We start from the raw sequence: 18,961 nt of genomic DNA, 5'->3' as shown, positions 1-18,961 counted from the left end.
CCATGCGACTAGTCCGCACGATTAATCCCGCTCGATCTTCTCGCACGATCTGCCCGCGCACAGCCCTATATATCAAAGCAATTTCACGGCCACCGACGCTGCCGTATGCTCTTTATTCCTTATCGATTCCTCGTAATCTCTTTTGAAATATTCCACATATAAGACGTCCAGCAGGTAGAGCTGCGAAATTTTCGCGGACAATGAACCGCCCTGAAGAGGGCCCTCATTCGCACCGCAAAGCAGTGTAAGATCAGAATACGAGGTCAGCGGAGACTTCACGAATCTGGTAATGGAGATAACAGTAGCGCCGCACTCCTTCGCTTTCTTCGCCACCTCAATCGTATCCTTGGTTGAACCGGAATAAGATATAATAACCGCGACATCCCGCGGGGTCATTAAAGCCGCCGACATCATCTGAAGATGCGAATCGATGGAGCATTCCGTCTTGTTCGTGATGCGCATAAATTTAATTTTGGCTTCCATCGCAGTCATTAAGGATGAACCGACACCAAAGAAAATGATCCGCTCCGCCCCAAGCAAATGCTGGATCGCTTGATCGATCTTCGAGTTGTCGATCAGATTGAACGTTTCGTTCAGCGCGCTTATATTGGTTGACAGCACCTTGGATGCGACCTGCTCGATCGTATCGTTCATCAGAACCTTGTCTGTGAGCTGCGGAATTTCATTCTCTACCGTGATGCTGTGCGCAAGTGCAATCTTGAAATCCTGATATCCCTTGTAGCTCAGCGACTTGCAAAATCTGAATATACTGGATTCGCCTACTCCGCAAGCATCCGCAAGATCCGTAATCGACATATATACGACACTTTTGGCATTCTCCAGCACATGATCCGCTACCTTTTTCTCCGTATTCGTCAGATTGTTGTACTTGGAATGAATGGTTGTAAAAATATTGATTGTGCGCAAGCTATCACCTCTTGAATGCTCAGGATTGGGTCCGTTCGATCACAGCAGCTCCAACTGCGCCTCGTTCAGCGGAGGAAGAGAGAGGCAGCACCTAATAACCCGGCTTTATTGCCCAGAGATGCCTTCACAATCGACACATCAGCGAAGCTTGGCATCACAATAGCCTTGGTCTCTTCTGCGACGAGACGAACAAGGCGCTCCTGCTCCATCACTCCGCCTCCTACAATAATAGCCGCGGGGTTGAACACATGGATCAGCGACGCCAAGCCAAGGGATACTTCAGCAGCCCAGTCATGCAAAATTTGTTGCAGTTCGACGTTCCCTTTCCCTATTTTATCAAAAAATACCTTCCCGTCCACACATTCCGGGTCCGCTTCCCGCGCCATTCGGATTAAAGCTGTCGTTGAAGCATGCGACTCATAACGGGACGATCTTGCGCCTCCGCTCATTCCCGCCAGAGGGCGGGTGAAGATATGGCCGAATTCCGCCGCTACTCCATTCGCTCCCCGGTAGATCTGGCGATTGATGACAATCGCTCCGCCGATGCCCGTGCCGAAAGTCAGGCACAAGAAATCACGGAATGACCGGGCTGCGCCGAAGGCTGCTTCACCAAGCGCAGCGGCGTTCACGTCATTCTCCACCTTGACGGGCTTTTGGAACCGGGCCTCTATCGTCTCCTTGAGCTGCATTCCTGTATAACTCGGTATGTTCTCGTTGGCATAGACAATGCGGCCTGCTTCGGCATCCACTTGTCCCGCCGTACTGATCGCGATGGCATCGAAATCATCATCGTACATTGCCAGCTGCTCCAGCAATCTGCTGACTACATGCGGACCACCCTTATGACTTTCGGTGGCGTATTCTTTAAACTGCCCGATATGCCCCTGTTCATCACAAATGCCGATCTTCGTATTCGTGCCCCCGATGTCCGCCGCCACAATTCTCATACTCATCGGCTATTCCACAGCCTTAATAAACTTCTTCGTAATTTCCATCGGTCTCGTAATTGCAGACCCTACCACTGCCGAATAAATACCAAGCTCGAACAATCTTCTCAATTCCTCGGGCGTCGAGATGCCACCTTCAGCAATGACCGGAACAGATACCGTATTCACCAGCCGCTCCACCAAATCAAAATCAGGCAAGGATCTGTCCCTCGTCCCTTCCGTATAACCGCTCAAAGTCGTTCCCACAATGTCGAACCCGAGCCGGGCAGCCATGACCCCTTCCTCGTACGTGGAGCAATCGGCCATGAAGAGCTGGTGCTTGTACTTGTCTCTAATTGCCGGGAACAACTCCGATATTGTCGATCCGTCAGGTCTTGCGCGGTCCGTGGCGTCCAGCGCGATTATATCTGCGCCTTCGCGGCAAAGCTCGTCCACTTCCTTCATCGTAGGCGTGATGAATACTTCCGAGCCCTCATACACTTGCTTAATGATGCCGATGATCGGCAAATCCACCTGCTTTTTAATTTCCCGTATATCGTCCACGCTGTTGGCCCGAATGCCCGAAGCGCCGCCCAAGAAAGCCGCATATGCCATTCTTCCCATAATAAATGGACTGTGCAGCGGTTCCTCAGGCAATGCCTGGCAAGAAACGATCAGCTTATGTTTTATCATTTCGAGTATATTTATTTGCGTTTTCATTGGTTTCCAACTCCACACCTGTTAGTTTTACTCCTTCACTGCTCCAGCCGTCATGCCTTGTGTAAAGTACCGTTGGAATAATAAGAAGATCAACAGCATCGGAATTGCAGCAACGGTTGCTCCTGCCATCTTGTAGGCAAAGTTCGGATTCAGATCCTGCATCAAGGTCGCAGTTCCTACCATTAATGTCTTCATTGTCTTCTCTTGACCTATGACCAGCTGCCACAGGTAGTCGTTCCATACTTGCACGAAGTTTAATATGAATAATGCACCGATACCAGGCTTGACGATAGGCAGCATAATTTGGAAGAAGGTTCTCCACTCGCCTGCCCCATCAATTCGGGATGCTTCTCTTAATGCATCAGGCGTCGAATCGAAAAAGCCTTTCAACAGGAATACGCCAAATGCGGTAGCAACGTTAGGCCAGATCATACCGCTGAAGCTGTTGACCATCCCGAAATCCTGGGTAATGCGAAATAACGGCACAATCATAATTTCTTTAGGAATCATCAAGCTCGATATGAAAATGATGAAAATGATGTTTCTTCCTTTGAATTTGAGCTTCGAGAAGCCATAAGCGGCCATAGCCCCTACCATTATGACAAGGATCGTGGCAACTCCCGAGACGAACAGGCTGTTGAAGGCCCATCTTAAGGCCGGCTGGCTTTGGAACACATCCGCATAATTGGAGAACGTGATCGTGGTCGGCCACCAGTCAGGCGGCATCTTCACAACATCCGAGCTGTTCTTAAGCGAGCTTGTAAACAGCCAATACAAAGGAAACAGGTTAACAATCGCGAAGAGGACGACGATCACGTTTGTTATAACATCAAACCGCTCCATCTTCTTCTTATTTTTCGTCTGCGACATGCTGATTACCCCTCACTTCTCCTTAATCAAGCTTCTTAGCTGAGGCACCGACAGCAGCAGCGTAATGAGGAACATAATAACCCCAACCGCAGAAGCCATGCCGAGCTGATTGTATTTAAAGGCGTTATTGTATAGATAGTACATCAGTGTCACAGAGGCATTGTTCGGCCCGCCCCCGGTCAAGAGCTGGATAACGACGAATATTTTCAAGACGGCAATGATGTTGATGATCGTAATATAAATTGTGGAGGACTTGACAGAAGGGATCAAAATTTTGAGAATGACCTGCCATCTGCTGGCCCCGTCCACCTCCGCTGCTTCAAACAGATCCTTGGGAACCCCGATCATCGCCGCGATATACAGGATAATGGCTTGCCCAACATTGGTCGCGAATGTTACGAATATAATAACCGGCAGAACCGTCTGTGATTTTCCCAGTAGATTAACCGTACCAAGACCCATTTCCTGAGAAAAATAAGAAATCAGTCCGTTGGCAGGGTTCAGCAGAAAGCTCCATACCATACTCATGACGACCATCGAGACCATCACAGGGATGTAATAGCTTCCTCTAATAAAGGAGACATACTTGGCGTTCTTGTCGAATACAGCAGATGCTACGAACAGCGCAAAGCCTACCGTTAGAATGACGATAAAAACAACGAATACAACCGTGTTGATAAGCGCTTTAAAGAATACAGGATCGCCAAACAGAGACGCGTAATTATCCAGTCCAACAAACTTCTCGTTCTGATAATTAATCTGATAGAAGCTGAGCCTTATGCCTTCAATAATCGGATATACCAGAAAAACCAAGAAAATCAGGATCTGAGGCAAGATAAACAAATATCCGGTAAAATTCTCTTTGATGGATTGATTACGTAGTCTCATATCGTTGTACCTTTCTAATTAGCAGCCTTGAGACCGCTTGGACCCCAAGGCTGTTAATCGTTTATTTATCCGTTTACTTCTTCTGATAGATGACGGAGCTCGCTTTGTTCGTTTCAATGATCTTGTTGCCGTTAGTCTGATAATCCGCGATCGCCTGCTGCGGCGTCTTGGCTCCGATATACAGCGCCTGAAGCTCTGGATAGAGAACTTCCCTTAGCTGGCTGTATCCCGGGATGTTGCCTGTGAAGTTGAACAGATACTTGGAGTTCGCATCATAAGCCGCAAACAGTGGCTTCTCGCTCTTGAATTCCTCGGAAACGGAAGTTCTGACCGGGATGCCGTTCTTGGATGACTTCACCAGTTCCGGATCCGTGGAGAAGAATTTCACGAAATCTTTGGCTACTTCGACTCTTTTCTCATCATTGGTCTGGAATACGCTTGCTCCAACTACATAAGTGAAGGACAGCGGATCGCCGCTTTCGGACGGGATGTTGGCAAGACGCATATCGAACTTGTTCGCTTTGCCGCTCTCCATATCCGCTTTCGTGTTGCTGAACAGGATCGGGTTCGTGAAGCTGATCGCCAGCTGCTGGTTCTGGAACATGCCGTTGGCATCATTGGACGATACGGATTCCGCACCCGGGTTCGTATAGCCTGCGTCCTTGATTTTCTTCAGCCATTCCATTGCCTTAACGCCCTTCTCATCATTCACAATGATGTTGCCTTGCTCGTCAAAGAATGGGTTGCCGAACATTCTGAGGTAAGCCAGATTCCATGTGTCCCCTTGGTTGTTCACAGCATACTGCGCCATTGGGTAAGCATTGGAATATTTGTCCTTAGGCAGCTTGTCTTTAAGTCCCTTCAGAATTTCCTCGTATTCCGCAAGTGTCCATGTTTTGATCTCTGTTTCTTCGCCTACGAATTTATCCAGACCCGCTGCTCTGAACATGTCCGCGTTGTATACGAGCGTGCCAGGATTATGCTGGAACGGATAGAAGTAAACATCATCTCCGAAGGTCACTGCATCCCAATAGTTCTGGGCAATATCGCTTTTCGCGCTGTCATCCACGATATCAGTCAGCGGCACCAATGCCCCGCGGTGCACATAATCACCCATTGCAAAAACGCTTTCAAAGAAAACATCAGGAGGTGTGCCGCCGCTCAGATTAACATTGAGAAGCTGATCGCGCTGGTCGCCGGCGATAACTTCCACATTCACCTTCGCATCGTACTTATCATATTGCTTCGTGAATTTCTCAGCGGCGTATTTCAAGAAGCTGTCATAGTCGGCTCCTTGTTCCGTAGCGTCCAGAACACCTTTCCACTGTGGTGTCAGCCATACTTTGATCTCCACTTTTTCCTTGCCGGAAGATGCGTTGGTTCCTTTATTGTTACTTGCTTCATTATTGCCGCCTGCACATCCAGCAATAATTGAAGTCAACATCATGAGAGCGACAACAGCGACAAGAGAACGCTTCCTTTTCATAAAAAACATTACCTCCCGTTTAATATACTTGTGACCTGACCCCGCATAAATTCCGCCATTAGTCGATGCCCTCCGGCATCCAGATGCATATAGTCAATCTCATTCATCGACACATGCAATTTCGCATCCGCAAAGTGAATATCCGTCCCCGCAATCAGGCTCTCCAGATGATCCGCCAGCTCCAACGATTTGCCGCTGCACTGGCTGCCCATCGGCTTGCCGATTGAGGTATGCACATACTTCCCTCCGATTGCAGGAGGAGAAACTACGAGAACCTCCGGGGCCTGTCCGCCGATTCCTGCCGCAGACTCCCGTGCTTTCCTGGCGAGTCTGACGATACCTTGAGCAATGTTATAAGAAGTGAGACCGAACCGTTCCTTCGTGTCGTTCGTACCGAGCATAATGATTACGAGGTTCAATGGCGAGTGCGACAGCAGACACGGGTAGAGGTAGGATAGCCCCGACAGCCCCTCGAACAGAGGATCATCGCATACACTCGTTCTGCCGCTGAGCCCTTCTTCTACAACCCGGTAGTCGCTGCCCAAGCTGGCTGCCAGCAGGCCTGTCCACCTCGTGTCCTCATCGAATCTTGTACCTGTTGACGCATCATAGCCCCAAGTATTGGAGTCTCCAAAGCATACAATCGTTTTTCTCCTCACTTGTATCACCTGCAGAATCGTTGAATAGTCTGATCGATCATGACGATAATATTGTCGATTCGGCCGCCATCCTCGCTGGAAATCCCTTCGAGAGGCCCTCTTACACTGCCGATGTTGACGCCTCTTCTTCTCAGCACTTCTTTGATCCCTGCGTACATAGAGCCGTTCAGCGAGCATAGCGCGATAATGATGTCGTTAATCTCGCTCTGCAGGAGCCGCGCCTCCTGGAACTTGCCTTCCTGGACGAAACGGTTCGCCTGAAGGAACAGCTCCGGCATCGCGCCATAGGTGCCGCCTATTCCGGCATCAGCACCCATAATTCTGCCAGCGACGAACTGTTCGTCCGGACCGTTGAAGACGATGACATTGTCTCCGCCGGTTTTTTTGAAGCGCTCAATGTCCATCGTTGGCATTGAAGAGTTTTTGACGCCGATGACCTTCTTGTTCTCCAGCAGCTTCTCGAACAGTGATGTCGTGAGCGTATATCCTGTCGTCTGTGGAATGTTATAAATAATGAAATCAAGAGGAGTTGCATCGATAATTTCGCTCCAATATTTAAGAACTGCGCTGTCGGGCAGCTTGAAATATATAGGCGGAATCGCAGATAAGGCATCGTAACCCAATTCTGCCGCATGCTTCGCTAATGCAATACTGTCTCTTGTGGAAGGCGCCCCCACATGGGCAATGAGCGTCATTTTACCCTTCAAATGCTTCGCTGCATAGCTCAGTGCCGCTTTGCGCTCGTCCAGGCTGTGGTAGATGCACTCTCCGGAGCTGCCTCCGACATATACACCCTGGACTCCTTTCTCATACAAATACTGGCCTAAGTCCTTTGTTCGAGCTTCCGAGATATTTCCTTCATCGTCATAGCAAGCATAGAAAGCGGGAATGATTCCGTGGAACTTGTCTAATCGCACTGCGCTGCCTCCTCTATCCGTTATGTCTGACAAGAACAAGATAACACTAAATTTCGATATTGTAAATTAATTTCACCAAATTTATTATTGTGAAAAATCTTTCCTACAATTGATTGATCGTCGCATCTTCCTTTATTTCTCTGCTGCAAATGTGGATTGCCCTTCCGCGTCTTAGTATGGTTCGTTTTCCGCTTCATTATTATTACAATTGGCTCTGCTGAACATTGGGGATTGCAGCACTGCCGCTGCGATTGCTGGCTGGCGTGGGCTCCCATGTGCTGGCCTCATGCACGCCGAGAACTGCGCTGGGTGCAGCCTGTGGGGCGAACCCGCATAGCTCTACTGCGTGGAGGGGAAGGTATCTGAAATCATTCCGTCGACGACGACGAACATTCCTGCATAATAGGCATGCTTTTTCTCATTTGAGACCGCTGATGACCGAATGCCTGCCAAAGCGCAGGCATTTCACCGTGTTTTCCCGATAGCGGCCCAATTCGCCATATATTCCTGCACTCTCGCAGGCTTTCTCCACTCAGTGGCCTCATTGCGCTAAAATTCCTGCACTTTCGCAGGCTTCCCTTCCCCCCTCTCCCTCTCTTCCTCTTCCTCTTCCTCTTCCTCTCACACACTCTCACTCTCTACCAACCGGATGTGCTGCTGTCAGTCACTCGTACACGTTTGAAGACTAGTTAACGGCAAGCACACCGGACTTTCTCTCTCGACATTCCTGCATATAGGCATGCTTTTTCTCATTTGAGACCGCTGATGACCGAATGCCTGCCAAAGCGCAGGCATTTCACCGTGTTTTCCCGATAGCGGCCCAATTCGCCATATATTCCTGCACTCTCGCAGGCTTTCTCCACTTAGTGGCCTCATTGCGCTAAAATTCCTGCACTTTCGCAGGCTTCCCTTCCCCCTCTCCCTCACTTCCTCTTCCTCTCACACACTCTCTCGCTCTCTACCAACCGGATGTGCTGCTGTCAGTCACTCGTACACGTTTGAAGACTAGTTGGGTGTGAAGACCTCTGACGTTCTCAATAGTCTGCATACAGGACGATCAGGCAGACTTTTTCTACCTCTCAGCCTGCGGAAGAGCGTTTGCCTGCAAAAGCGGATGCCGCGATGCCGCACCGCTCGCACCTCGCAGCATGCACCTCGCAGTACCTCACAGCGCGCACCTCGCAGCACCTCGCAGCACGCACCTTGCACGGACCGCGCCCAGCCCAGCGCCAACGCGCGCTGTTTCGCTGCATGACGGCGGCCAGCCGACCATATACAGCACACTTACTCCGCGCACAGCGCACAGCGCAGTGGGGGGCCATACGTGTTGAAGCCAAGCGACACAGCTGGGCGACAAAAAAGGAAGGCTTGATTAGGCTCCTGGTCTATACGGAGCCCTAATCAAGCCTTCCTTACTATTCTTCATGCTGATAACCCGTCCTGCCCACCTTTAGTGGGAGGTCGACTTCTTCAGCTGGTTGACACCACTGGCACTGGTTTCATCCGATTTGGGTGCCTGCTGTTCATTGGATGTGCGCAGCGGAATCTCTTTCAAGAAGAAAGTGAGCAGCAATCCAACGCCGACTAATATGGCCCCGATGATGAAGACGGTTGATAGCGTATCGCTTAATACGGAACGCAGAATATCAATCATATGGGCGAACAAAGGCTGCACCTGATCCGGCAGCTCCGTGTGTATTTGCTCCAGCAGAGGCTGGTTCATCAGCAGTTTGGGGTCAAGCAATCCGCTCAATTCAGCGGCTACTTTCGGATCGACTTGCGACAGGTCCATACCCGGGTCGGAAGCCATCGCTTTATCCATATTGCGAGTTAGCGTAGAGGTCATAACCGAGCCCAGTATGGCGATCCCTATCGTGCCTCCGAGGTTGCGGAATAGCGTCGAGGTTGCAGTACCAACGCCTATCTGAGATGGCGGCAGCGCATTCTGGACGGTCAAGGTAAAGACCGACATGCTTAACCCGAGTCCAATACCGAATACCGTCATGCTGGCGACTGCGAATGCCACGCTATGCATATTGGCCATCATAAGCATACTGCCGATCATAACAGCTATGCCAATGATAGCAAAGTGCTTGTATTTGCCCGACTTGGCAATCCAGCGGCCTACCAAGGTGCTGAGAATAATCATCGTGATGGACATCGGCATATTGACGAAGCCCGATTGCGTAGGAGTCAAGCCTTCCACGCCCTGTACGAAGAACGGCAAATAAATCATGGCCCCCATCATGCCGGCATTCATTAGAAAGCCTACAGAGATGGAGAGGGTTACCACACTGTTTTTAAAAATGGAGAGCGGCAGAACCGGACTCTTCGCTTTCCTTTCGATCATAATTAACAGGATGATACCAATGATGCTCGCGGCAAAAAGGCCAAGTATTTGCGCAGAACCCCAAGCGTATTTATTACCCGCCCATGAGAAGCCGAGCAGCAAGGCAACGATCGAAGCCGAAAGAACAAGTGAGCCCCAGTAATCGATCGACTCTGATGAAGTGCGCGCCGTCTTGGGAAACATGCGCCAGATCATGACGAAGGCAATAACGCCCAGCGGCAGAAAGATCCAGAACAGCCATTTCCACTCCATGTGATCAATAAGCACCCCGCCAAGCGTAGGTCCAAGAATGCTCGATAAGCCGAAGATCGACATCATCACACCTGTCCATTTGGCTCTTTCGCGCGGAGCGAACAGATCCCCGACAGCGGTAATGGTAGTAGACATGAGAATACCGGCTCCAACGCCCTGAATAGCCCGGAATATAATCATTTGTACGATATCAGATGATAGTCCGGTTAAGAAGGAACCGATCATGAAGATAACGATCCCGCTGAGCAAAAAGGGCTTCCGTCCATAAATATCGGACAATTTGCCGACCAATACAGTAGAAATCGTGGACATGAGCATAAAGATCGTAATGACCCAGGAATAATACTCCATGCCTCCCAGCAAAGAAATAATCCGTGGCATCGCCGTACTCACGATCGTCTGGTTGATAGATGCAAAAAACATAGCCGCCATAAGAGCGATCATAACGGTCACTTTTTGTTTCTGTGACAGATGATTCATCATGCCACCGTCCTTCCATAGAAATAATATCTCCGTTTATGTATTAAACCATACTATTATTAGGTTGGCAACCTATTTATATTTGGGCCACAAAATAAACCCCGCAGCAGGTGCGAGGTTTATTATCCCTTTTCAACGAGAACGCATTGCCCTCCCAGGCAGAGCTGGTGCAAGGACATGAAACGCATGAAGCGGACTTCATCCGATCTCCGGCTTAACGACGGGCAGCAATCCCCGGCTCTCTCTTACTAATCGGCCAATCCACAGTGCCTGCAAGCAGCTGAATCCGAAGACCAGCACCAGCGCCCAGAACCAGCCCCGTATACCGATGTAGGATGTCAGCAATCCTCCTAATGCCGGGCCTGACAAGCTCCCCATGAACTGCCAGGAGTTGGTGAAGCCGAAGGTTCTGGATTCCATCCCGGGGCGAACGTACTGGCGGATCTGAGCTTGAACGTTGGGCAGCAGCGCGGCGACACAGACGCCCATAAGAAATCGGCAAATGACAATAGCCGTATACGAATGGGCCATCGCTTGCGCTGCGCTGAGCACAGCAGCAAGGAGCGTCGCCACCGTAAGCATAGGAAGCGCCCCGATGCGATCCGACAACTTGCCGAGAAACGGGGAACACAAGATGACGGCTAAGGAGGTCACCGAAAGCGCAAAGCCAACGTTGAAGCCTCCATGCCACCAATGTCCATCCGCGGTTTCAATGAAAAAGCCCAGCAGCGGCGCCGTCCCGATCAAACAAAAGTTGATGCAGAAGGCGCTCAGCATTAATTGAGGAAATGGCTTCGTACGCCAAATCTCCCGGAAATCCTGCCACAAATTGGTCGTTGGTTCAACGCGGGGCCGCGTATCTCTTGGATCCTGTACAAATTTCCATACAAAAATTGTAGCCGTCAGAATGAATGCGCTCATGACCGGAAACCCGAATCTGGGCTGCAGGAATATGAGGAGCACCGCACCGATAAGAGGGCCTATTACGGCGCCGCTTTCGGCCATCATCTGCATTTTGCCCACAGATACTCCTACCCGATCCTTAGGCGCTCCAGTAACGACGAGAATCATCGAGAACGGCAGAATGCCGGTAAAGCAGCCCTGCAAAAAACGAAGCACCGCCATTTCCACCTGGCTGCCCGCAACCGACATGAGCAGCGTCATCACAGCCATGCCGAGCCCTGACCACAGCATAATGGGCTTCCGTCCGATCCGGTCGCCCATTCTTCCAAGTACCGGCATAATCAGCATCATAGCTGCGAAATTGCCTGCAAAAATAATGCCCGTCCATATCGCCAGCTCTTCTTCACTCAGCCCAAGCCTCACCAGTTGCCCCGGCAGCAGCGTAATATACATGCTATGGGCCGTGCTTACGAACAGTTGTACCAGCATTAGCGCTGCATGCTGCTTGCGCCAGCTATTCATGAACTGCTTTTACCATGATGTTATACTTCTCCCACTCTGTCTCTTATTTTAGAATCCATTCTTTAATGTCAAAATCATTCTCGGCCAGCTTCTCCTCGACCAAGAAGTTTTTTGTACCCTCAAGCAGCTCGATTCCGGGATCTGTGAAGGGTTCATCCTTGATCCATTCAATCGGCGCTGTCTTCTTCGCCAGCTCGGGCGTCGTTTTCTGAATGTCAGCGATAAACTGATAATACTCCTCCGGATGCTTCTTCAAGTCCTCCAGTGCTTTCTCCCGCGCCTCATTCCATACTTTAGGGAAATCCGGGAACTTCTTCAGATACTCCTCGGAGACGACCGTTGCGTTCGAGCCATACAGCTCCGGATGTTTCGTCGCATCGTCCAAATGTGAGAAGCCTTCTTCAATCAGTTTAAGCGCATATACGCCATTATTGGTCATAGCATCGACCTCGCCCCGGGCCAAAGCCGCTTCTCCGTCAGGACGAAGCATATGAATCAGCTTATAATCCGTTATCCCTTCCTTCTTGAGCAAGCCGACGACATACCGGTGCATGAAGGAGCCTTTCTGAATGGCGATGGTCTTGCCCTGCAATTCCTTCTTGTCCTTCAAGTCCTTCCTGCCGATCAGATAGCCGATATTATCGGTTGAGGCCTGTGTAATCAATCTCGTCTTCGCGCCGGAGGAACGCGCAAGAATCGCTGGCGTGTCCCCAAGACTGCCGATATCAAGCCTGCCGCTAATGAGCGATTCGCTCAAATCCGGGCCATTGGGGAAGCCGCTTAGCTTAACTTCCGTAATTCCGTGTTTCTTCAGCTCCGCTTGAATAATCCCCTTGTGCAAGCCCCAGCCCTCAGCGGCTCTCGGCAGATTCAATTCATTCACCCCGATATAGCCATAGTTGAGGACAGACGGGACTCCGCCTGCCTGCTCCTCGCCGCTGGCCGTATTGCCCGCTTGATTGCCGCATGCCTGCAGCAATAGCATTGCCCCTAGCAGAAGCACCGCTATACTTATACTGAATTTATTTCCTCTGACTCTTGCTCTCTGCTGCTGAACCATCTCTGTTGTTCCTCCCCATCCACCTATACGAATCTTTTTGAGCTTGATGATAATAGCGACTATCTTGTTTTTACTGAAAGCTGATACATATATTCATGCTTGGCAATCGGCGTGCGGCCCTTGCCCCAGCCGACCTTCTCGCGGTAGCCGCCGAACAAACCAAGCCTCTCCACTTCATCCTCGCTTTGCAGCGTGACCTGCTCCGAATCGGGGGCCACGTACAGAGCGTCTGTCGGGCAGTACAGCTCGCACATGAAGCAGGTCTGGCAATCACTTTGGCGGGCAATAACAGGAATGCCGCCCTCGACTTTGTCGAACACATTCGTTGGACATACGGACACGCACAAATTGCACGATATGCACTTGGACTCGCTTACGATCTCAATCAATGCAATACGGCCTCCTTCTTAACATCCTCTTTCCTGACCTGCACCTGATCAAGTCCGCTGCTGACAAGACGGTAATGCTGGGAAGCATCCAGCTCCGGGAAATCATCGCGCTTGTGCATACCGCGGGTCTCCGTCCGTTCACGGGCCGTATTGTACATCCAGCGCGCCGTCGCAGTCATTGCGGCAGCTTCTCTCTTCTTGACCGATTGCGCATCCAGGGTGATCGTCTCATTGCGGATATCCTTCCAAATATGATCCAGCGTCGACAGCGATTCACTCAGACCGCTGGATGTCCGGAACAGGTTGCGGTCATAAGGGGCGACCTCATCCTGTACTGCGCGGATTCTCTCCTCCGTCTTGCTTGGCTTGCTGTCCGTAGCCGCCGTTGTTAATGGAGAGGAGGACAAGCCTTTGAGCGACCGGGTGGACGAGGCTTCGCCCAGAGCGGCCGCATAGGCTGCCGCCCCTTCACCGGCGAACGAGCCTGAGGACATCGCCCATGCCGCATTGTGGCTGCCGCCGCCAGTGAAGCCGCCGCATATCAGCTCACGAGTCGCCGCATCTCCGGCCGCATAGAGGCCCGGCACCTTCGTTGCGCATGTCTCATCGACGATGTGAATGCCGCCCGTGCCTCGCACCGTGCCCTCAAGGCGCAGCGTTACAGGGAATTTATCCTTGAACGGATTAATGCCAAGACGGTCGAACGGCAGGAAGAAATTCGTCTGATTCACACGCAGAAGCGGATGAATATCCTCTGGCGCTTGATCGAGAGAGGCATATACCTGGCGCCCCTGGAGCAGGTTGCGTGCGATAATTGACCGCCCCCGCTGTGATCCCGCTCCTTCCACGACAGTTCCGTCTTCATAATAGAAGCTGGCATACCGGTAATAGGCCGTCTTCGTCACCGACGAGAAGGTCGGCGAAATGGCATAGGCATTAGAGAATTCCATGCCTGACAGCTCCGCACCGGCTTCCGCCGCTAATAAATAGCCGTCTCCTGTCAGCACATTGCATCCAAGCGCCTTGCTCAGGAAGGCACAGCCCCCTGTTGCAATGATGACTGCCCCTGCCTGAACGCTCCATGTCTCTCCCGTATGCACATTATAGCCATGAGCTCCGCCTACCCCATGCTCATCGGCAAGCAGCTCCAGGGCGGGACTATGGTCGAGAATGCGCACGCCCGCTTTGTGAACAAGCCTGCGCATCAGCTTCATATATTCCGGCCCTTGAAGCCCTCTCTTATAGGGGTTGCCCAGTTCATCAAGCGGGAATGGATAGCCATACTCCCCAAGCTTGTTCATATTTTCATACGTGCGATCAAGAACTCGGTCCATCCAGCGGTTATCCGCAAGCTGCCCGCCCAAGCCGAACCGGCTTTGCTTCGCTTCCTCGCGCTCCTGCTGATCCGGCTTGATGTACCAGACGCCTGTTCCCGAAGGAGCTGTCGCTCCGCTGGTGCCGCAATACCCTTTATCGACCAGCACAACCTTGGACCCTTTGGATACCGCTGTAATAGCTGCCCATGTTCCCGCTGGCCCTCCGCCGATCACCAATACATCCGCCGTTAATTGCAGATCCGCTTTTCTTTCGCTCATTTCATCATGCCTCCCTAATTATCCTTTGTAGCTGTCCTGCCATTGCAGAAACCTGCGTTCCAGCAATCGGACGAACGAGTCTATAAGCTTGCCGACAACTGCAAACAAGATGACACCGACAAAAATAATTTCCATCATTGAATTTTGCTTGGCGATCGTCATTAGGAACCCGATACCGGCCTCGGAGCCAATTAGCTCCGCAACAACAAGACCTAGCCAAGAGAGTGCCAGCGACAGCCGCAAGCCGAGAAAAAGCTGGGGCAGCGACGCCGGAAGAATAAGCAAAAAGAATTGCTTGTAACGCTTGAACGACAGCACCCGGGCTACATCAATCAGCTTATTGTCCACATTGCGAATGCCGAGGAAGGTATTGATATATAAGGGGAAAAAGGCCCCCTTGGCGATAATCAATATTTTGGATACTTCGCCGAATCCGAACCACAGGATGATCAGCGGCGCGATTGCCAGATGCGGGATCATCCGGAACATCTGCACGCTGGGATCCAGTACATACTCCCCATAGCGGGAGAATCCGGCGACCAGTCCTAGGAGCAGGCCAATGCTGCCGCCAATGGCGAAGCCCGCTGCGGCGCGCTTGAGACTGACGCCCAAATGATAGGCCAGATCTCCGCTTGCGAACAAATCTCCGAAGGCCGCAAAAATCATCGTTGGTGTGGGCAGAAAAAACGTAGAGATGAGCCCCAATTCACCTGCCAGCTGCCAGATGACCAACAGGCCGACCGGCAGCAGACCGCCAATGGCAAAGCTGCCCATTCGCTCCTTCCATCTTGTTGAAACTCTCCATCCCTTCCCGGTCTGCGTGGCATGATCCGGCTGTCCAAGCAGCTCGATCGGCTTGCTCAATTCATCCACTCCTTCCTATCCTTTATAGCTGTCACGCCACCTGATAAGCCGATGTTCCAGCAGTTTGACAGCAGAATCCGCCAGCTTCCCGACTACAGCGAATACAACAATGCCCACGAACACGACCGAAGTCTTGCTGAACTGCCTCGCATCTGACATTAAGTAGCCGATACCTGATGTGGATGCCATTAATTCCGCAACGACAAGCCCCAACCATGACACAGCAATCGACAGGCGCAGGCCAAGCAGAATATTCGGCATGGAAGCAGGCAGGGCCAAGCGGATGACTTGCTTGAAACGACTGAACTGCAGCACCTTCGCTACCTCGAACAATTTGTTGTCGACATTGCGAATGCCTAGAAATGTATTGATATAGAGCGGAAAAAAAGCACCTTTCGCAATCAGCAGCACTTTGGATTCCTCTCCGATACCGAACCAGAGAATGAATAATGGGGCGACAGCCAAGTGCGGAATCATCCGCAGCATCTGCACCGAAGGGTCAAGTGCTCGCTCCGTTTGGCGGAATAGGCCGACAAGCACTCCGAACAGCAGCCCCAGGCCGCCTCCTAACAGGAAACCCAGCCCGGCCCGGGTGAGGCTGATCCGCAAATGCTCTGCGAGCTCTCCTGATGCAACTAGCTTGCCAAAGGCTTCCGCGATAGTAAGCGGTGTAGGGAACAGCAAGGTGGAGATATACCCCAGGTCGCCGAAGACCTGCCATCCGACAAGGACGGAGACCGGGATCAGAGCACCTAGCAGAACGATCGTCGACTTCCGCGTTCCGCGATTCGTTAATGATGTCGTTGGAGCACTCAAGCGCATCCGCTCCTCTCCGGTTTGTGCGCTGTGCCGCGCTTAAATACCCGCACCGCCGACCAGCTCCAATTCCTCGATTTTGTCGAACTCGCTAAGCACCTTGAAACGAAGCTGGTGGAAGGCCGTGCTCGACTTCTTCCGGGGGAACGCAAGATCCACGCCAATAATGTTCTGGATCGCGCCTGGTCTGGGCTTCAGCACTACAATCCGATTAGCAAGGAACACCGCTTCGTCAATATCGTGAGTCACGAATATCATCGTTGTGCGATTGCGCTGCCATATATCGAGCAGCACCTCCTGCATATGCGCACGGGTAAAGGCATCCAGAGCGCCGAACGGCTCATCCAGAAGCAGCACCTTGGGATTGCGGAGCAATGCTCTGGCAATGGCTACCCGCTGGGCCATCCCTCCGGACAATTCACGCGGGTATGATTTCTCGAAGCCCTTCAGTCGCACCAGCTCGATCAATTCATCCACCTTCTGGCGAATTTCGGGCTTGCGAAGCGACAAGTCGGCTGCAATGTTGCGCTCCACCGTGAGCCATGGGAACAGCCTCGGCTCCTGGAATATAAATCCCTTATCGATGCCGGGCCCTTCTACCTTGCGGTCTCCAAGGCTGACTGTACCCTTATAATGAACATCCAGGCCTGCGATGATCTTCAATAGCGTGCTTTTGCCGCAACCGCTCGGACCAATAACAGTAACGAATTCTCCCTCTTGAATGTCCAGCTGGATATTATGCAGCGCTTTAACATCCCCTTTAGCGGACTGGAACGTCTTGCTTAGATGCTGAATATGCAGCAGGTTTGTTGCACTCACGGATTCTCTCCTCCCCATACCCTTTGTTGCAAACAAAAAGGAGGCCCCCTTGTGAATAGAGTGCCTCCGTTTGAACGGTCGTTTTATATTATTCCCCTGTGAATAGTAGGAATTAATGAACACTATATAATCCCTTGCCTGCTTTGTCAACTTGGATTTTAATACCAGCATTCTCGGGAGAGGCGGTTAATAGAGCTTGCGTTAAAGCCTTGGTTGATTCGATAATCGGATCACTTCCATGAGATCAATCCGCTGCTTGGTGTTCTCATGATACAACCATTTGTCTTGAACATGGTCAATAAAGAGCACCCCATTCAGATGATCCACCTCATGTTGAACGCAGCGCGCAAGGTATCCCTCGCACTCGAAGGAGATTTTCTCACCTTGCCTGCTCAGGCTTGTGATCCTAACCCGATTCGCCCGCTTTATATGCCCATAATATCCCGGAAAAGACAAGCAGGCCTCAGCCCCCTCCTGTTCTCCGCTCATCTCCAGAATTTCAGGGTTGATGAGCTCGATGAGCCCTTCGCCGCAATCCATAACAATCAATCTCCTCAGCATACCAATCTGCGGAGCGGCTAGACCTGCACGCCCTTCTGCTGCATATAAGGTTTCCGCCATGTCATCCAGCAATTTTAACGTTTTGGCGTTGATTGTTTCTACTGGTTTGGCCGCTTTACGCAGGACAGGATCCCCAAAAGGCAAAATACTTTTTACAGTCATCGTTATGCTCCTTTTGTATATTGGGGTGGTGTATGTACCCACAAATCATTCGGTGAACATTCTAAAGCGGTGCATAATGCATCAAGCGTTTCCGCCTTCATCTGTCTGGGCTGATTAGTCATCAACACACTAATAGAAGCCGGGGATAGACTGTAACCTGCCTTTTGTTGGAGCAACCTCCCTAAAGCTGCCCCCGTCCAAATCCCTCTTTCAGCCATAACATTTCTCAACTTCCATTCAAGCATCGTGTCGCCTCCGTTTGATTTCGGTGCTAACTTAATATATTAGGTAATACCTAATATAGCACAGAACCATCCAAATATAACAGCTATGGGATGCGGGCTCGCCGGCAACCGCCTTCTCCGGCTCCTCTAATCGGTTGAATGAATTAGGCTTTACTTTCATGATGAACTATGATAGCTTTATTTCCATACATTTAGAAATAGCGAAACGGTCAGGAGGCAAACACAATGGTTGATGATACCGCGGAACTACGGCAAGCCGTCAAAGTGTACAAAGCGCTAGGAGAGCCGACCCGTCTCAAAATCGCCTTGCTGCTGACTGAAGAGAGAAACCTGTGCTGCTCCGATATTATGGGCAAGCTGGAATCAGTCGCCGGTTCGACGCTTTCCCACCACCTGAAGCAATTGACGGATTGCGGCCTGCTGGATCTCAGGAAGGATGGAACGTACATCTACTACAGCGTGAACCGCGAGATGGCGATAAAGTATGCGCCTTACTTGCTGCAGTAGTTCTTGTTCGTCCTAATTTCTATATTTTTAGAAATATAAAAAC

The 18,961-nt window shown here is 51.1% G+C and carries 19 protein-coding genes; 1 reads left to right on the top strand and 18 read right to left on the bottom strand.

Features of this window, described 5'->3' with window-relative positions:
* Nucleotides 1-72 precede the first annotated feature (72 nt).
* The 18 genes from K0T92_RS20965 to K0T92_RS20880 all read right to left on the bottom strand — a co-directional run bounded on the left by K0T92_RS20965 (nucleotide 73) and on the right by K0T92_RS20880 (nucleotide 18,411).
* Nucleotides 73-927, bottom strand: a complete 855-nt coding sequence (locus K0T92_RS20965; protein ID WP_219874440.1) for a MurR/RpiR family transcriptional regulator — start codon at nucleotides 925-927, stop codon at nucleotides 73-75.
* A gap of 65 nt (nucleotides 928-992) precedes the next feature.
* Complete coding sequence (locus K0T92_RS20960; protein WP_343223761.1) at nucleotides 993-1,880, bottom strand: ROK family protein; 888 nt, start codon at nucleotides 1,878-1,880, stop codon at nucleotides 993-995.
* 3 nt (nucleotides 1,881-1,883) lie between these two features.
* The gene (locus tag K0T92_RS20955; RefSeq protein WP_219874439.1) at nucleotides 1,884-2,573 is read right to left on the bottom strand and encodes an N-acetylmannosamine-6-phosphate 2-epimerase; all 690 of its coding nucleotides are present in this window, start codon (nucleotides 2,571-2,573) and stop codon (nucleotides 1,884-1,886) included.
* 27 nt (nucleotides 2,574-2,600) lie between these two features.
* Entirely contained in the window at nucleotides 2,601-3,443 is an 843-nt protein-coding gene (locus tag K0T92_RS20950) for a carbohydrate ABC transporter permease (RefSeq protein WP_219874438.1), read from the bottom strand.
* A gap of 12 nt (nucleotides 3,444-3,455) precedes the next feature.
* A complete protein-coding gene (locus K0T92_RS20945; protein WP_219874437.1) occupies nucleotides 3,456-4,331 on the bottom strand; it encodes a carbohydrate ABC transporter permease in 876 nt (291 codons plus the stop codon).
* Between the two features lie 73 nt (nucleotides 4,332-4,404).
* A complete protein-coding gene (locus K0T92_RS20940) occupies nucleotides 4,405-5,817 on the bottom strand; it encodes an ABC transporter substrate-binding protein (RefSeq protein WP_219874436.1) in 1,413 nt (470 codons plus the stop codon).
* Nucleotides 5,818-5,825: 8 nt separating this feature from the next.
* Complete coding sequence (locus K0T92_RS20935; RefSeq protein ID WP_219874435.1) at nucleotides 5,826-6,476, bottom strand: SGNH/GDSL hydrolase family protein; 651 nt, start codon at nucleotides 6,474-6,476, stop codon at nucleotides 5,826-5,828.
* 5 nt (nucleotides 6,477-6,481) lie between these two features.
* Nucleotides 6,482-7,393: a dihydrodipicolinate synthase family protein gene (locus K0T92_RS20930; RefSeq protein WP_219874434.1), complete on the bottom strand. Its 912-nt coding sequence runs from the start codon at nucleotides 7,391-7,393 to the stop codon at nucleotides 6,482-6,484.
* A 1,450-nt stretch (nucleotides 7,394-8,843) separates the two neighbouring features.
* Nucleotides 8,844-10,475 (bottom strand): MDR family MFS transporter, encoded by a 1,632-nt coding sequence (locus K0T92_RS20925; RefSeq protein WP_219874482.1) that lies wholly within the window; start codon nucleotides 10,473-10,475, stop codon nucleotides 8,844-8,846.
* Nucleotides 10,476-10,673: 198 nt separating this feature from the next.
* Nucleotides 10,674-11,900 carry an MFS transporter gene (locus K0T92_RS20920; RefSeq protein ID WP_219874433.1) on the bottom strand — a complete coding sequence of 409 codons (1,227 nt, stop codon included), beginning with the start codon at nucleotides 11,898-11,900 and terminating at the stop codon, nucleotides 10,674-10,676.
* 43 nt (nucleotides 11,901-11,943) lie between these two features.
* Nucleotides 11,944-12,960, bottom strand: a complete 1,017-nt coding sequence (locus K0T92_RS20915) for an ABC transporter substrate-binding protein (RefSeq protein ID WP_219874432.1) — start codon at nucleotides 12,958-12,960, stop codon at nucleotides 11,944-11,946.
* A gap of 59 nt (nucleotides 12,961-13,019) precedes the next feature.
* The gene (locus K0T92_RS20910) at nucleotides 13,020-13,349 is read right to left on the bottom strand and encodes a 4Fe-4S dicluster domain-containing protein (RefSeq protein WP_219874431.1); all 330 of its coding nucleotides are present in this window, start codon (nucleotides 13,347-13,349) and stop codon (nucleotides 13,020-13,022) included.
* Nucleotides 13,346-14,944 (bottom strand): FAD-dependent oxidoreductase, encoded by a 1,599-nt coding sequence (locus K0T92_RS20905; protein ID WP_219874430.1) that lies wholly within the window; start codon nucleotides 14,942-14,944, stop codon nucleotides 13,346-13,348. The genes K0T92_RS20910 and K0T92_RS20905 overlap by 4 nt, the downstream gene beginning before the upstream one ends.
* Before the next feature lie 18 nt (nucleotides 14,945-14,962).
* Nucleotides 14,963-15,808 carry an ABC transporter permease gene (locus tag K0T92_RS20900; protein ID WP_246628327.1) on the bottom strand — a complete coding sequence of 282 codons (846 nt, stop codon included), beginning with the start codon at nucleotides 15,806-15,808 and terminating at the stop codon, nucleotides 14,963-14,965.
* 15 nt (nucleotides 15,809-15,823) lie between these two features.
* The gene (locus tag K0T92_RS20895) at nucleotides 15,824-16,630 is read right to left on the bottom strand and encodes an ABC transporter permease (RefSeq protein WP_219874429.1); all 807 of its coding nucleotides are present in this window, start codon (nucleotides 16,628-16,630) and stop codon (nucleotides 15,824-15,826) included.
* 33 nt (nucleotides 16,631-16,663) lie between these two features.
* Complete coding sequence (locus K0T92_RS20890; RefSeq protein WP_219874480.1) at nucleotides 16,664-17,461, bottom strand: ABC transporter ATP-binding protein; 798 nt, start codon at nucleotides 17,459-17,461, stop codon at nucleotides 16,664-16,666.
* 183 nt (nucleotides 17,462-17,644) lie between these two features.
* Nucleotides 17,645-18,166 (bottom strand): peptide deformylase, encoded by a 522-nt coding sequence (def, locus tag K0T92_RS20885; RefSeq protein WP_219874428.1) that lies wholly within the window; start codon nucleotides 18,164-18,166, stop codon nucleotides 17,645-17,647.
* A 2-nt stretch (nucleotides 18,167-18,168) separates the two neighbouring features.
* On the bottom strand, nucleotides 18,169-18,411 hold the full coding sequence (locus tag K0T92_RS20880) for a helix-turn-helix domain-containing protein (protein WP_219874427.1): 243 nt from the start codon (nucleotides 18,409-18,411) through the stop codon (nucleotides 18,169-18,171).
* A 225-nt stretch (nucleotides 18,412-18,636) separates the two neighbouring features.
* Here K0T92_RS20880 and K0T92_RS20875 point away from each other — a divergent pair, with 225 nt between their 5' ends.
* Complete coding sequence (locus tag K0T92_RS20875) at nucleotides 18,637-18,918, top strand: ArsR/SmtB family transcription factor (protein WP_219874426.1); 282 nt, start codon at nucleotides 18,637-18,639, stop codon at nucleotides 18,916-18,918.
* The last annotated feature ends 43 nt before the right edge of the window (nucleotides 18,919-18,961 follow it).

It is taken from the genome of Paenibacillus oenotherae (assembly GCF_019443105.1).
Taxonomy (GTDB): domain Bacteria; phylum Bacillota; class Bacilli; order Paenibacillales; family Paenibacillaceae; genus Paenibacillus_Z; species Paenibacillus_Z oenotherae.
This window is presented reverse-complemented; position numbering and strand designations above follow the sequence as displayed.

Excerpts from the sequence above, each read along its gene's own strand:
- K0T92_RS20905 (WP_219874430.1), bottom strand. The coding sequence starts at position 14,944 with ATGAGCGAAAGAAAAGCGGATCTGCAATTAACGGCGGATGTATTGGTG.
- K0T92_RS20955 (WP_219874439.1), bottom strand. The coding sequence starts at position 2,573 with ATGAAAACGCAAATAAATATACTCGAAATGATAAAACATAAGCTGATC.
- K0T92_RS20950 (WP_219874438.1), bottom strand. The coding sequence starts at position 3,443 with ATGTCGCAGACGAAAAATAAGAAGAAGATGGAGCGGTTTGATGTTATA.
- def (WP_219874428.1), bottom strand. The coding sequence starts at position 18,166 with ATGACTGTAAAAAGTATTTTGCCTTTTGGGGATCCTGTCCTGCGTAAA.
- K0T92_RS20960 (WP_343223761.1), bottom strand. The coding sequence starts at position 1,880 with ATGAGTATGAGAATTGTGGCGGCGGACATCGGGGGCACGAATACGAAG.
- K0T92_RS20880 (WP_219874427.1), bottom strand. The coding sequence starts at position 18,411 with ATGCTTGAATGGAAGTTGAGAAATGTTATGGCTGAAAGAGGGATTTGG.
- K0T92_RS20940 (WP_219874436.1), bottom strand. The coding sequence starts at position 5,817 with ATGAAAAGGAAGCGTTCTCTTGTCGCTGTTGTCGCTCTCATGATGTTG.
- K0T92_RS20920 (WP_219874433.1), bottom strand. The coding sequence starts at position 11,900 with ATGAATAGCTGGCGCAAGCAGCATGCAGCGCTAATGCTGGTACAACTG.
- K0T92_RS20915 (WP_219874432.1), bottom strand. The coding sequence starts at position 12,960 with ATGGTTCAGCAGCAGAGAGCAAGAGTCAGAGGAAATAAATTCAGTATA.
- K0T92_RS20945 (WP_219874437.1), bottom strand. The coding sequence starts at position 4,331 with ATGAGACTACGTAATCAATCCATCAAAGAGAATTTTACCGGATATTTG.
- K0T92_RS20890 (WP_219874480.1), bottom strand. The coding sequence starts at position 17,461 with ATGGGGAGGAGAGAATCCGTGAGTGCAACAAACCTGCTGCATATTCAG.
- K0T92_RS20895 (WP_219874429.1), bottom strand. The coding sequence starts at position 16,630 with ATGCGCTTGAGTGCTCCAACGACATCATTAACGAATCGCGGAACGCGG.
- K0T92_RS20875 (WP_219874426.1), top strand. The coding sequence starts at position 18,637 with ATGGTTGATGATACCGCGGAACTACGGCAAGCCGTCAAAGTGTACAAA.
- K0T92_RS20925 (WP_219874482.1), bottom strand. The coding sequence starts at position 10,475 with ATGAATCATCTGTCACAGAAACAAAAAGTGACCGTTATGATCGCTCTT.